The sequence below is a fragment of the Thiofilum flexile DSM 14609 genome (genome assembly GCF_000380185.1).
Taxonomy (GTDB): Bacteria; Pseudomonadota; Gammaproteobacteria; order Thiotrichales; family Thiotrichaceae; genus Thiofilum; species Thiofilum flexile.
In genome coordinates this window covers 32,307-45,821 of record NZ_KB904763.1, presented here as the reverse complement: position 1 = coordinate 45,821, position 13,515 = coordinate 32,307, and the positions used below count along the sequence as shown (strand labels likewise).

The window sequence follows — 13,515 nt, the reverse complement described above, 5'->3', positions numbered from 1 at the left end:
GCCGTTTTAGCCTTGGTCAACATATCGATAATGCCATAGGCCGCCGTGGAGCGTTGCTCGGTACTGGGTGGGGGTAATGGACTCCCACTTTCCCGTTGCCCACTGCTATACTCCTGTAGACGCAAATTAATCCATGCCACCATCTGGCTATAGCCCCAGCTATCCTTGGTCTTGAAATCATTCACCGTCCAAGTGCTGTACTCACTGAAATAGGTGTCATAATTAAAATTAGTCAGACCCACTCCTAACTTTAAAAACTCCTCCGGCAACTCACGGCGCAGGTCTTCAACCCCTAGCATCTCTACCGTTCCATCAGAACGAATCAATGCATTATTGTCAGAGACGACCTCACCATATTGCACACTTGCACCTGTGCCAAACCCTAGAACACACACCACCCCATCATCCGCCATATTGCCGCCAATACGCAGCGGGAATAGGCGAATACGCGGGGTAAAGCTATAGCCTGTGGCATCCGGTGCGACTTCGCGTAGTTGATTACTGCTGAGGGAACCCGACAATAGCCCCGCTAGTGAAATCGCATGAGCGCCTTTGACTTGAATATCGTTGTAGCTAATGATGGCATTACGGCATAAACCATCGCTCATGAAAATGCCCTGTAAGGGCGCGTTGACTCCCTTAATCACACAGTTTTTCACCGTAGGACTTTCCAAAATCGTCCCCGCCATTTGGTCGGCTAGCTTCAACTTGATTGGTTTACCCGCACTGTCGGTACTGTCTTTATACTTAGGCGGTGGGATAAGCTGAATCGCATCACGGTGCGCCACATCATAAGTACGAGAGTCGGTAATCGTGAGCTTATCGAGTACCACTTTGTCACACCAAATCCGTACCGCATCCGTTTGAATCGCGGTGCTATAGGTGATGGCTTTATTGGCAAAGGTATAAGGCCCACTCAAGGCCGGAATCGTCAGCACCATTCCCCATTTACCCGCACCGCACGCATTCGCTACGGCAATCCAATCCACCCCCGTGGACTGGCAGCTTTCCTCATCCAGAATATACAAATACTCGTTTTTCTTTATATCAGGTGCACCCCAATAGTCTTTAGCAGTGATCACGGCCTGCATTTTGGGTTGATAGGTGGTGATCTGAGACCGTGCGGTGGTTTCGGTGGTTTGATAGGTTTTAAGATTAGCCTCAGCGGTGGCAATCTTGGCATCAATACCCGCCGGAGGATTAGCAGAGTTTTTTAGCGCCTTTAAATTATTGATATACGTCGGATAATAATTAGGTGAAGTCGGATCAAGATATTTTTTAACATTCTGTAAATCCTCGTTCGCTTTTTTAATCATACGTGCATAGTGCGCATACAGTGTATGCGTATTGATCACATCAGCCATGTGAAGCCCCTGTTTGTGTTATTAAGCCATTATTAAATTATCATTGGCTTATATTTATATTTTAAATAGGGGGGGTATTTCAATATAACTTAACAAAAAATTAATAGATGATACTAGGTAACTATGAGCTATTTTTTCATAAATTATTGATTAACCAATAATTAAATCTGATTATTATTCTAGATAAATATATAACTAATTGAATTTAAATGAAATACTGCAATATCAACCATAGCTTGACAACACCATATTAATCCCTTCATGCTCTAAAACTAGAAAATGCACGGCATTATTAGCGGGCTATTATGATTCATTACACTCAGGTCATCACATGATCACTAAAATAACGATTACTGTAAAAATCAAATTACTGACCTTATTAATATCGGGTTTCACCTTCATCGCTATCACTAGCTATGCCGAGCAAGGAACTCCTAACGCTGCTCTTTTTAATAAATTAAAAAACACACCCACACTCGATTTAGCCCATCCTAAATTAGAGTCGGCGGACTATAAGCCGTTGGGTTTACCCATTATTCAAGCCACTCCTGCACAAAAAGCAGCTGTGCTGGCAAAGCTCAAACATCCCTCAAGTCTCAATAAAAACTACACTCATTTAGAAAAATGTGCATGGATCGGGGTTAATATTGAGTTAGATAATCAAAGCACTACACGTGAATATTTATTCACACCGGCTAATAGCTGTGGAAAACCTAATGCTTATCAAAGCAAACCTTTTGGAATTATTCAGCACATCGCTAATCAGCCCCCTAAAGTCATCGTAGTAGATGAGGCTTATCAAGTCAGAGTGTGGCAAAAGGAGGCCGGAAATACTCAGCGCCGCATTGAAACGATTAAAAAAGGCCAAGCACCCAGTCGTTATACTCAAAAGCCAATGGAAGTGAGATGCCATAGTAATTGGAGTTTTAGTGGTGGAGAGTATCACTACCGCCCCGATTATATCGAGGCCTATCGCGCCACCCCCTCTAGTTCCAGTAAAGCGTGGGTGATTGTTGAGGGGCAAGATCCTTATGTAGCTATTGATCAGAATTTTCGTTGCCCACCATGAGTCGCTTTTAGCTTTTCGCCTAAATCATTAATGTATTGCCTTTAACGCATCACCTAACACATTAAATAGCTCCGCTAAATCAGCTTTGTCGGTAATAAAGGGTGGCGCTAATTGAATCGTATTCCCGCCATAACGCACATAAGCCCCTTTATCCCAGCAATACTCAAACACTTCACGCGGGCGAATCAGTGCATCACCATGACGAGCCGCTAATTGAAGCGCACCGGCTAAGCCAAAATTACGAATATCTTCGATATGCGGCAAACCCTTTAAACTATGAATCAGCTCCTCAAAATAAGGGGCCAGCGCTTGTACTTGTGCGCGGGTATTATCTTTTTTATAACACTCTAGTGCTGCTAAACCCGCCGCACACGCAACCGGATGCGCAGAATAGGTATAACCATGCGGGAATTCAACCATATGCTCCGGTAGATTTTGCTGCATAAAGGTCTGATAAATCTCACCTGTGACAATCACCGCCCCCATAGGAATCGCGCCATTGGTGACCCCTTTGGCGAGATTAAGCATATCGGGTTTAACATCAAAGGTAGTCGAGCCATAAAACTCACCCGTGCGGTAAAATCCGGTAATCACCTCATCAAAAATCAATAAGATATTATGCTGAGTACAGATTTCACGCAGGCGTTTTAAATAGCCTTGTGGGGGCACAATCACCCCTGCCGACCCCGCAATCGGCTCAACAATCACAGCAGCAATAGTAGAGGCATCGTGTAGACCGATGATGTCCTCTAACTCATTGGCAAACTGTGCACCTTCAGTGGGCAGCCCCTTACTAAAGGCCGCCTCGGCTCGCCACGTATGGTTAAGGTGGTCGGTGTCTGGCAGTGCGCCAAATAATTTACGATTCCCTACAATACCGCCCACACTCGTACCGCCAAAATTAACCCCGTGATAGCCCTTCACGCGCCCAATGAGGCGGGTTTTACTCGCTTGTCCTTTGAGTCGCCAATAAGCCCGCGCGATTTTTAAGGAAGTATCCGCCGCCTCCGAACCAGAGCCTGTAAAAAACACATGATCTAATCCGGCAGGGGCTTGATCGGTGAGTTGCTTAGCTAATTGGAAGCTCAACGCATGTCCCACCTGAAAGCCAGGCGAATAGTCTAAAGTCCCCACTTGTGCCGCCACCGCCTGACTAATTTCAGGGCGGGTATGCCCTAAACCACAACACCATAGCCCAGACAAACCATCAAATAACTTACGTCCGGTTTGATCGTATAACCAAGTTCCCTCAGCTTTTACGATCATGCGCGGGTCTTGTTTAAATTGGCGATTGGCTGTGAAGGGCATCCAATGAGCGTCGAGTTCAGCAGGTGTGAGGTGGTGCATACCTATCCCTTATTATGCATAGTTGAAGCTCTTTAGCTTAACGCCTTCAACCCACAAAAGCACTACCGGACTGGCATAACAACGTTAAGCGCGTATTTCTGGAGCAGTCTTGGCGGCAGGGATGCCGCCTTGTAGCGTACAAGGATGTATTCACAGCGACTGCGGAAGAAATACGCGCTTAACGTTTTAAAATCTATCTACCTAACACCCAACCCTATGAACCATTATAATTAAGGGATTCAGATAACGAGACTTTATACGTGAATACGCCTTGGGATTCTTGGTTAGGGACAACGATTATTATTTTAGACTTGCTGATTATTGCAATATTACTGCCTATTGTGATTATGCAGCGGCGTGAATCGGGTGCAACGCTGGCATGGGCGCTGGCTATTATTTTTCTTCCTATTGTGGGGCTATTAAGTTTTTGGCTGTTTGGAACGACCCGCCTTTATTTTAGAAAACGCAAACGCCGTAAAGTAGAGGCAGAACTAGCACCGGATATTAAACGCCTAAAACTCGATATCCAACAAGAAGCGCAACTCATTGGATTACCGCCCTCTCTTGTTCACCTTGCCCATCAGCTCGATAAAATCGGCCCCTCCGAAGGTAATCAGATTCAGCTCTATCGCCAAGGTGCTATCACCTTTGATGCAATTAAAGCCGCTTTTGAGGCCGCAGAACATCATATTCATGTGCTGTATTATATTTGGGAGCCAGATGCTACGGGCAAACGGATGCGGGATGCTCTGATGCGTGCGGCTAAGCGCGGGGTTGAGGTTCGGGTGCTGGTGGATGATGTTGGCTCACGCAAAACGCGCCATCGTTTTTTCACTCCCCTACAACAAGCCGGTGGACAAGTCGGGCGCTTTCTCAAGGTCAATTTACTCAGTCGGCGGATTAATATTAATCACCGCAATCATCGCAAAATCATTGTCATTGATGGTGAAATTGCCTTCACAGGCGGCATGAATATTGGCGATGTGTATGCGGGGCTTGCCGAGCCTTGGCTGGATTTACACGCGCAAATTCGTGGGCCGGTGGCTAAGGATTTACAAGAAACCTTTTGCGAAGACTGGTATCACGCCACCGGCGAAAATTTAGTTAAAAACATTTACTTTCCTCCTACTCCCTTAGAAGGCTCCGTATCCGCGCAATTTCTAGCTAGTGGCCCTGCTGATCAAAGCTGGCAGGCGATTTACACCCTATTATTTGCCGCTATGGGCATGGCAACCGAGCGCATTTGGGTCGAAACCCCCTATTTTGTCCCGGATCGCCCCCTAATGATGGCCTTACAAACCGCTGCCCTACGCGGGGTTGATGTGCGTATTTTATTACCTGCTAAATCCGATCACCCTTTAGTTTATTATGCTGGGCGCTCATTTTGGGATGATTTACTGTTAGCAGGGGCGCGTATTTTTGAATATTACCCGGCCATGATTCACGCTAAAGCGGTCATGATTGATAGCCATTTTGCCACTTTAGGCTCTACCAATATGGATCAACGCAGCTTTAGGCTCAATTTTGAAGGTAATCTATTTATTTATGATGCGGCTATTGCGGCACAGTTGCGCCAAGATTTTTTAGCCCTTTGTGATGTCACTCATGAAGCGACTCTCGAAACCCGCCGCCGCTTGCCTTTGAGGGAGCGATTTAAAGAAAGTATTAGCCATATTTTAGCGCCCTTGTTATAACTTTGACTGATTCCTTTATTTTAAACCTAAAAGCGCTTAGCTATGATGATACCGCACCTACTTGCCCCTGCTTGGAGTAGTTGCCTCTAATCGATCCACCACTTAGGGAGAAACGCCGTGCTAGATTTACAAGGTTATGGCTGGCTCTTGCTGCAAGGCTTGCAGATGACCATCTTAGTTGGCATTTGTGCCATGATGATGGCAGTTTTATTTGGCCTATTAGGCGCTTGGGGTAAATTTTCACCATCCAAACTCGCTAATTGGGCAGCCAATACTTATACCACCGTGGTGCGCGGTGTACCTGAGCTGATTTTACTCTTATTGGTTTACTACGGCGTCCCCAAACTCATACAAGACGCTGCAGCGGCTATCGGCTATGAAATTCGGGTAGATTTAAACCCCTTTGTTGCTGGCTTTATCACCATTGGTTTTATTTATGGTGCTTTTTGTACCGAAGTATTACGCGGTGCGTTTTTATCCGTGCCACGCGGACAAATGGAGGCCGCTCGTGCGATTGGCATGAGTAAAATATTGGCCTTTAGACGGGTACAATTTCCACTGGCTATGCGGATGGCGCTCCCCGGCTTGGGTAATGTCTGGATGGTCTTGATTAAAGCCACCGCACTGATCTCTTTAATTCAGCTCGATGAACTATTACGCAATGCCAAAGTTGCCGCGCAAGCCACGCGTGAACCATTTACCTTTTACTTCACCGCATCATTAATGTTTTTAGCAATTACCTTAGTGTCTATGATAGTGCTGAAACGCGCTGAAAGATGGTCACGTAAAGGCATTAGGGAGGCTGTATAATGAATTGGCAACTAATTATTGATAGCCTACCTAAACTATTGAGTGGTATGGCAGTTACCATTGAGCTAACGGTAATGAGTGTAATTCTAGGATTACTACTCGCCATTCCCACCGCGCTAGCGTTGCGCTCTAAAAATCTACTTCTGAATTGGCCTGCAACTGGGTTTGTGTTTTATTTTCGCGGCACACCGCTTTTAGTACAGTTATTTTTAGTCTATTTCGGCAGTGGACAATTCCGCGAGGCATTGGATGCTATAGGGCTATGGCAGTATTTTCGTAATGCCTGGTTTTGCGCCATCTTAACCCTCACTTTAAATACTGCCGCCTATACTGCAGAAATTTTCCGTGGTGCTTTACAAGCGGTTCCACGCGGTGAAATTGAGGCAGGTAAAGCCTTTGGTATGTCTAAATGGATGCTATTTAAACGGGTGCAACTCCCTAAAGCCTTTCGTATTGCCCTGCCTGCCTATGGCAATGAGGTGGTGTTTTTATTACAAGCCACCTCTTTAGTCAGTGCTATTACCGTGATTGATTTAACCGGAGCCGCCGATTTAATTCGCTCCAAAACCTTTGCAGTATATGAAATGTATTTAAGTGCAGCCGTGCTCTATTTAATCCTGACCTATGGATTGGTGTATTTATTTAGAGTGTTAGAAAAGCGCATGAACGCTTATCAGATACGCCCGACTTGAAATGATTGAGGGTGGTGACTATCTGCCATTAGGTAGTCACCTGCCCCTTGCTTCCCTTCTTTACCTCTACTTGAAAACTTACAGACAGTATTTTTCCAAATGCTGTCTGTATTCTTCTAGTGCGTGAGGAATGTCGGGATTCTTGAAGATATCAAATACTCCAAAATCAGGGAGTATATCGTAGCCGCAGAATTTATAGTTGGAGGTAATGGAAAGGAAAAGGTCTGCTGTCCCCTTACCGCCAAATAATACACTATTGGGGTTGTCGAAAATCTCTTTCGGTGCATTCCAAGTAGCAGAGATCATAAACTTCCGTCCCTGCATTTTACCGCCTGTGCCATATTGCTTGCTGGGATCTTGACGTGTGCGACCATCGCCATCCAGTAAGACCTTCTGACCTAGACCCATGTTGAAGACCTCATCCACATATTTCTTGTAAATCCACGGCGCACTGAACCAGTTTACTGGCGTTTGGAGGATTACCACATCAGCCGACGTATGCTTCTGCACTTCTTCGTCCAGAGTATAGCCGCGCTCGACAACTGTCTCGATGACTTGATGCCCACGTTCCACAAAGAAAGCCTTCGCAGCTTCCATGAAAGTGAGGTTTAGCTTACCTTCAGACCATTCGGGATAGGTGAGGTGTGTGTTGATGATAAGTATTTTCATGGGGAATATGTGTAGCACACCTAATAGATTTGTTAACAGAATATCAGTCTAACAGACCATACAGTCCTTGCTCAAGCAATGGGCAACTGCTCTATATTGCACCCAACCGTCGCACAGGCACTAACCAAGGATAAGGCGTTGCTCCCAGCACACACTCCACCCCATACACCTGAGCCAATAATTCGGGAGTTAATACCTGTTCAGGCTTCCCTGTGGCCACGATTTTTCCGTGTTGCATTAAATACAAACGATCACAATACCGTGCGGCTAAGGCTAAATCATGCAGCACCACCACGCTTGCTCGCTCACCTTGAGCAAACTCACGTAATAACTGCATAGTCTGTAATTGATGCCCCAAATCCAAGGCAGCAATAGGCTCATCGGCTAATAATACTTGCGGCTCTGAGGCTAAAGCCCGTGCCAGCAATACCCGTGAACGCTCCCCCCCTGATAATGTGGTGGCATCACGCCCCCGTAATGCAGCTAAATCAGTTTCGATTAATACCTGATCGACGACCTGTTGATCTGCCTCAGTCAATTTTTGCCATGCTGCCAAATGCGGCAAACGCCCTAAAGCCACTAAACGCTCCACCGTTAAAGGCCAATGAATCGCACCATTTTGCTCAAGCCAAGCCAGTGCTTTAGCACGCTCATTAGCTTTTAGGGTACTTAACTCTTTATTTTTCCAAAAGACTTGACCGGAGTCTGGTTTTAATAAATGCGCGAGTATTTTTAATAGGGTTGATTTCCCCGCTCCATTCGGGCCAATTAAACCGATTAACTCACCTTTATATAGCTCAATGGAAATAGCATCTAAAATCATTCGCTTAGTTTGACTAAAACTAAGCACGGTTGTTTTTAATAAGGTGCTACTCATAAATGCTGTTTCCTTGCACTTAAAATCAAATGCAAAAAGAACGGTGCACCTACTATGGCGGTTAGTACGCCCACCTTTAAAGGCATTTCAGTAGGAATTAAACGCACACCAATATCCGCTGCTAATAATAAAGCCGCGCCCCCTAAGGCAGATACGCCTAATAAACGCCCCGCGTCATACCCCACCCACGGACGCAATAAATGCGGTATAATTAAACCAATAAACCCAATCACCCCAGTCGTTGAAACCGTAGCCCCTACTGCCAAAGCGACCGCCAGAAAGATACGCCAACGTAATCGCTGCGGATTAATCCCTAAGGTTTGAGCGGTTGACTCGCCTAAAGTCAATGCACTTAATTGTCGCCCTACCCCAATTAATAAAGCCCAGCCTAATACCGTAAAAGGCAGCATTAAATAAAAATCATCCATCGAACGATCGGTTAAATCACCCATAGTCCATAAGACCAATTCACGCATGGCATAGGGACTCGGTGCTAGATTTAATAATAACGCCATACCTGCCGTCGCTAAGGTATTAATCGCCACACCTGCTAAAATTAAGGTACTAATACTGCTATCACGACCGGCTAAAATAAATACTAATAGGGTTGCCAATAACGCCCCCACCATCCCCGCTACTGGCAAAAGTGGTAAACTAGCTGAGGTGGTAAAACCAAAATATAATACAATTACTGCACATAAAGCTGCCCCGCTGCTACTGCCAATTAAATCGGGACTGGCTAAGGGATTGCGTAATAACCCCTGCATCGCGGCTCCACATAACCCTAAAGTAGCTCCTGCAAATAAAGCAATTAAGGCTCTAGGCAGACGGATTTCCATTAAAATAATCGACCCTACCGACTCACTGTCTAAAGCTTGGGCGGCTTGCCAAATAGCTAATGGATTACGCCCCACCCATAACGACATAATAAAAAGCACTGCGACTAATATACTTAAAGCGATGACTAACCTATTCTCTTTCATTAGTGTGCAGCCTTTGTAGATAGCTCCAGCCGTGCTTGAGCTAAACGTTCTGCGACGGTGACTGACCACGGCCCGGCACAAATAGTCATAGCGCTGGGTAATTGAATCACTTGTGGATTTATGCCTGCTTTGCGCAAGGCGGGATGCTGGGGTAATGCTTCGGCTCTTGACCATGTATTACGCCGATAGGGTGACTCAATAATAGCTGCTGGATGTAAGCGAATCATAGTTTCTAAATCTAATTGCCCATACTGCCTAATACCGGCTAACTCTGCCGCATTTTGCCAACCGGCCTGTTGAATCGCTTGTCCTAATAACGATTGATTCCCTACGGTGTAGCCATTGGGTTCGTAGGACGCAATGATGGGTTTATCGTCTGAAATAGCAGGGAGTTGCTTTAAGCGCTGCTGCATCTCGTCGATAACGGCTTGTCCCCGCTCTGGATGCCCCACTAATTGCGCCATCTGTTGAATCCCCTTTAAGGTACTCTCCCAATCATCTGCAATGGGTAGGGTTTCTACTCGAATCTGTAATTGACGCAATAAATTCAATGTATTAGGGCTAGTGTAAGCGCTACTAATCACTAAATCGGGCTTAAAAGGTAATATATCCTCAGCACGTCCTTTATTGGTCGGATACTTCAGGGCTTTTGCTAATAAATAGGACGCCCCCTCCTCATGCGATAGATGAGTAATCGAAGCAATTTGCTCAGGGTCTGCCAATAATAATAGCCACTGATCGGTACACACATTCAAGGATACAATGCGCTGAGGGTTTATAGTGTCAGCCTTTAATGCATGGCTCAAGGTGATGAATAATATGACAATCAGGTATTTAGCGAGCGCTGGCATACACATTTTACGGTACTTGGATTATTTGGCAGGTGACTCAAAGCAAGGTAGCATACGATAAAACCTCAATTTTTGGCAGGAGCTGTATTATGCACATTTTAATGGTTGGAACGGGTGGAATAGGTGCATATTATGGAGCGCGACTGCAACATGCGGGGCATAAGGTGGTATTTGTCGCGCGGGGCGTGCATTTAACCGCCATTCAAGACCAAGGCTTAAAAGTTACTCACGCCACCTTGCAATTTCACCAGCAAGTGACTATTTGTGATGAAACCACGCTGCATGAGCAATATCAAGCCCGCGATTTTGACTTGATCATTCTGACTATTAAAGCCGGGGCTACGGCGCAATGGCGCAATACGTGGAAAAGCTGGCTCACCGCACCTGATACCAAAACCCCGATTTTATCGCTGCAAAATGGGGTGGATAATGAGCGCTTAGTCTCCGAAGTGGTCGGACGCGAGCGTACTATTGGGGGCTTAGCAGTACGGATTGGGGGGCATATTGTCTCACCCGCCGTGATTGAAGCCACCGGCATGGCGCAAATCGTCATGGGCTATTGGCCTAATCACTCACAAAACCCACCGCCGCCTCAATTTAATCAGTGGCAAAATGATTTTCAAACGGCGGGGATTCCGACCTTTGCTACGGCGGATATTCAATATGAATTATGGCGTAAGTTATTAATTAATAATGGGGTCAATCCTCTCTCAGCTCTCACGCGTTTAGATACTCAAGCACTGACTTCACACCCCACTTATGGTTCTACGGTATATCAAATTATGCTCGAAACCGCGCAAGCTGCCCGTGCGGATGGGGTGGCGATGTCACAAGGGGATGTGGATGAAATGTTTAATTTGATTAAAAGCTTTGATGCAATAAAAACCTCTATGCTTATAGATCGAGAGCGCAATCGTCCTTTAGAATTGCTCTCTATGAGTGGGGCGGTGTTAGAACGTCATCAGCGTTTAGGCACCCAAGCCCCTGTCACTGCCTTAATCATGGCGCTGTTAGAACAAGGTTTATAGTCTCTATGTCGCATCCTTTTAAGCCTGCGTGGTGGTTACGCTCCCCCCACTTGCAAACCATTTGGCCTGTGTATATGCGCCCCCGCCCGTCCCTGCCCTTGGTGACGGAATCGGTCACTTTGCAAGATGGTGATAGCCTGTTATTGCAGCGCTATGATCGCCCTAATGCTCCTCATGTCTTAGTCCTGCACGGTTTAGAGGGTTCGCTCAACTCACACTATGCTAAGCCGACCTTAAAAGCCTTATATGATGCAGGTTTTAGCCCTATTTTCATGCAGTTACGCGGTAGCTCAGGTATTCCCAATAAAAAACCCTATAGTTATCATTCTGGGCGCACGCAAGATGTGGTTGAAGTCATTGATTATTTGGCTAAAACTGAGCGCCCTGTTATCGGTTTAGTTGGTTTTTCACTAGGGGGGAATCTCACCTTAAAATATATGGGTGAGAGAGGCGCTAATACCACTATTCGTGCGGCTGTCGCGGTTTCGATTCCGTTTCAATTAGCCGCCTGTGCTCAGCGCTTAGGGCAAGGGTTTTCTCAAATCTACGGTAAGCATTTATTAAAAGATTTAAAAAAGAGCTATCGCCATAAATTTCAAACCCTGACGAGTCCACTCTCGGTTGATCTCGAACAGATCAAAACCCTATATCAATTTGATAATCAAATCACCGGCCCCTTAAATGACTTTAAAGACGCAAAAGATTACTATAGCAAAAGTAGTTCAGCCGCCTTTTTAAAAACGATTCACTACCCTACTTTGATTATTCACGCTAAAGACGACCCCTTTATGACACCTGCGATTGTACCTACCGCATCAGAGGTGAGTAGTGCGGTGACTTTAGATATTAGTGAGCACGGCGGGCATGTGGGGTTTGTGCAAGGTCGTTGGCCCTGGAGTGTTAATTATTGGCTGGAGCAACGGATTAGTGGGTGGTTGAGTGAGCAACTTCTGTAGCATACACAAGAGTCTTAAAACCTCTTGGGTGATGGAAATCTAGTGATCATCTATGCTCCAGTGGTGATTCATACGACAGATCACATAGTTTGTCTGGTGAAAGGAATCGAATCCTCGTATGGAGACATAGCTAAAGCTCAGTATATTGTTACATCAGCAATTTAAAAAAATTCTCGTAAATTAATTGCCTATATATATATTATAAAATGCAACATCTGTTCAACCCCCTGCTATACGAAGAACCCATCATTCCACATATGGGGAAAACTTTTCTTTTAATTTTTTTCTCCAATTCATTCTATCGTATATGAGAGAGAATGGCTATCCTGATATAGATTTATCAATATCACCAATAAATGCTGGAGTATTGGTTTTCAACGCTTTTTCTACCTTAGCAACCGACTTACCTATTTTTTTTGCAATAATTTTAGGCGTATCGCCTTCTTTCTCAAGTGCTTTACATTGCTCAGGTAGTACCTTTAATTCGTAGTAGGATTCAGCTAAATCAGTGACCCCCGATAGCTGATAGTCATAAGGGACTCCAGAGTGATCAAAGCCAAGCTCTTTGCTGTTGACCTCTACAAAAGTACGACGCTCTTTTCGATTTCTCAGTGAAGCAAACTCAGGACGAGTAGCTGTAGCAACGGCAATTGTATTGATATCCTCCTGTGTGAGAGGTCCACCTTCATCCTCGTACCACTCATCCTCGTCCTCCTCCTCCTCGAAACCCATCATATCAATAGTCTCTAACTCCATCGCTTCTGGACTTTTAATCTGTATTAAAAACCAAGTGTTAGTATGGGATTGTCTGATATGGATAGTGAATCCACCAAATTTGCCATTGAGATGTTTTTTCTTTTCCCATAAATCATCATCCTCATCAACCTCGATAATATCGGTATGCCACACCGCGAGGGAATCTGAGGAGATAATTTTTTTGTTGATAAGTTCGCGAACAGTTGGTGGTTCTATTTCAATAACCGCGCAGCCATCAAGATGAATTCTTTCACTTTCAATGGTCTTAATAGTAGCTGCATCCAGCAATACTAGGACGGCTTTCAATATCTTCTGTAAAACTGAAGGCTCAGATGTCTCTTGATCCTGCTCCATGTGCCCGCCGTTGCTTAAAAATTGAATAACGGCGAAAATAACACCCAACAGCATAGTGATCAATA

Annotated in this window: 12 protein-coding genes and 1 pseudogene; 6 read left to right on the top strand and 7 right to left on the bottom strand. The window is 45.2% G+C overall.

Features of this window, described 5'->3' with window-relative positions; genetic code table 11:
- Positions 1–1,364: pseudogene (locus tag A3IK_RS18950) on the bottom strand (hypothetical protein); the annotation flags it as partial.
- A gap of 331 nt (positions 1,365–1,695) precedes the next feature.
- Between A3IK_RS18950 and A3IK_RS0108800 the strand changes: the two are divergent.
- Positions 1,696–2,433 carry a hypothetical protein gene (locus A3IK_RS0108800; RefSeq protein ID WP_020559618.1) on the top strand — a complete coding sequence of 246 codons (738 nt, stop codon included), beginning with the start codon at positions 1,696–1,698 and terminating at the stop codon, positions 2,431–2,433.
- A 27-nt stretch (positions 2,434–2,460) separates the two neighbouring features.
- Here A3IK_RS0108800 and aptA read toward each other — a convergent pair whose 3' ends face one another.
- Positions 2,461–3,780 carry an omega-aminotransferase AptA gene (gene aptA, locus A3IK_RS0108795; protein WP_020559617.1) on the bottom strand — a complete coding sequence of 440 codons (1,320 nt, stop codon included), beginning with the start codon at positions 3,778–3,780 and terminating at the stop codon, positions 2,461–2,463.
- Between the two features lie 260 nt (positions 3,781–4,040).
- Here aptA and cls point away from each other — a divergent pair, with 260 nt between their 5' ends.
- From cls to A3IK_RS0108780, 3 genes are all read left to right on the top strand, one after another.
- Positions 4,041–5,474 (top strand): cardiolipin synthase, encoded by a 1,434-nt coding sequence (cls, locus tag A3IK_RS0108790; protein ID WP_020559616.1) that lies wholly within the window; start codon positions 4,041–4,043, stop codon positions 5,472–5,474.
- A 117-nt stretch (positions 5,475–5,591) separates the two neighbouring features.
- Positions 5,592–6,284, top strand: a complete 693-nt coding sequence (locus A3IK_RS0108785) for an ABC transporter permease (RefSeq protein WP_020559615.1) — start codon at positions 5,592–5,594, stop codon at positions 6,282–6,284.
- Positions 6,284–6,976: an ABC transporter permease gene (locus A3IK_RS0108780; protein WP_020559614.1), complete on the top strand. Its 693-nt coding sequence runs from the start codon at positions 6,284–6,286 to the stop codon at positions 6,974–6,976. The genes A3IK_RS0108785 and A3IK_RS0108780 overlap by 1 nt, the downstream gene beginning before the upstream one ends.
- Positions 6,977–7,054: 78 nt before the next feature.
- Here the strand turns inward: A3IK_RS0108780 and A3IK_RS0108775 are convergent, their stop codons facing one another.
- The 4 genes from A3IK_RS0108775 to A3IK_RS18945 form a co-directional block, all read right to left on the bottom strand.
- On the bottom strand, positions 7,055–7,645 hold the full coding sequence (locus A3IK_RS0108775) for an NAD(P)H-dependent oxidoreductase (RefSeq protein WP_020559613.1): 591 nt from the start codon (positions 7,643–7,645) through the stop codon (positions 7,055–7,057).
- 91 nt (positions 7,646–7,736) lie between these two features.
- Positions 7,737–8,522 (bottom strand): ABC transporter ATP-binding protein, encoded by a 786-nt coding sequence (locus tag A3IK_RS0108770; protein WP_020559612.1) that lies wholly within the window; start codon positions 8,520–8,522, stop codon positions 7,737–7,739.
- Positions 8,519–9,505: a FecCD family ABC transporter permease gene (locus A3IK_RS0108765; protein ID WP_020559611.1), complete on the bottom strand. Its 987-nt coding sequence runs from the start codon at positions 9,503–9,505 to the stop codon at positions 8,519–8,521. Before A3IK_RS0108765 ends, A3IK_RS0108770 begins: the two co-directional genes overlap by 4 nt.
- Positions 9,505–10,356, bottom strand: coding sequence for an ABC transporter substrate-binding protein (locus A3IK_RS18945; protein ID WP_020559610.1), 852 nt, complete (start codon positions 10,354–10,356; stop codon positions 9,505–9,507). Before A3IK_RS18945 ends, A3IK_RS0108765 begins: the two co-directional genes overlap by 1 nt.
- Before the next feature lie 89 nt (positions 10,357–10,445).
- Between A3IK_RS18945 and A3IK_RS0108755 the strand changes: the two genes are divergently transcribed.
- Both A3IK_RS0108755 and A3IK_RS0108750 read left to right on the top strand, forming a co-directional pair.
- Positions 10,446–11,384: a ketopantoate reductase family protein gene (locus A3IK_RS0108755; protein WP_020559609.1), complete on the top strand. Its 939-nt coding sequence runs from the start codon at positions 10,446–10,448 to the stop codon at positions 11,382–11,384.
- Positions 11,385–11,389: 5 nt separating this feature from the next.
- Positions 11,390–12,340 carry a hydrolase gene (locus tag A3IK_RS0108750; protein ID WP_020559608.1) on the top strand — a complete coding sequence of 317 codons (951 nt, stop codon included), beginning with the start codon at positions 11,390–11,392 and terminating at the stop codon, positions 12,338–12,340.
- Between the two features lie 321 nt (positions 12,341–12,661).
- Here A3IK_RS0108750 and A3IK_RS0108745 read toward each other — a convergent pair whose 3' ends face one another.
- The gene (locus tag A3IK_RS0108745; protein WP_162596629.1) at positions 12,662–13,450 is read right to left on the bottom strand and encodes a hypothetical protein; all 789 of its coding nucleotides are present in this window, start codon (positions 13,448–13,450) and stop codon (positions 12,662–12,664) included.
- Positions 13,451–13,515 lie beyond the last annotated feature (65 nt).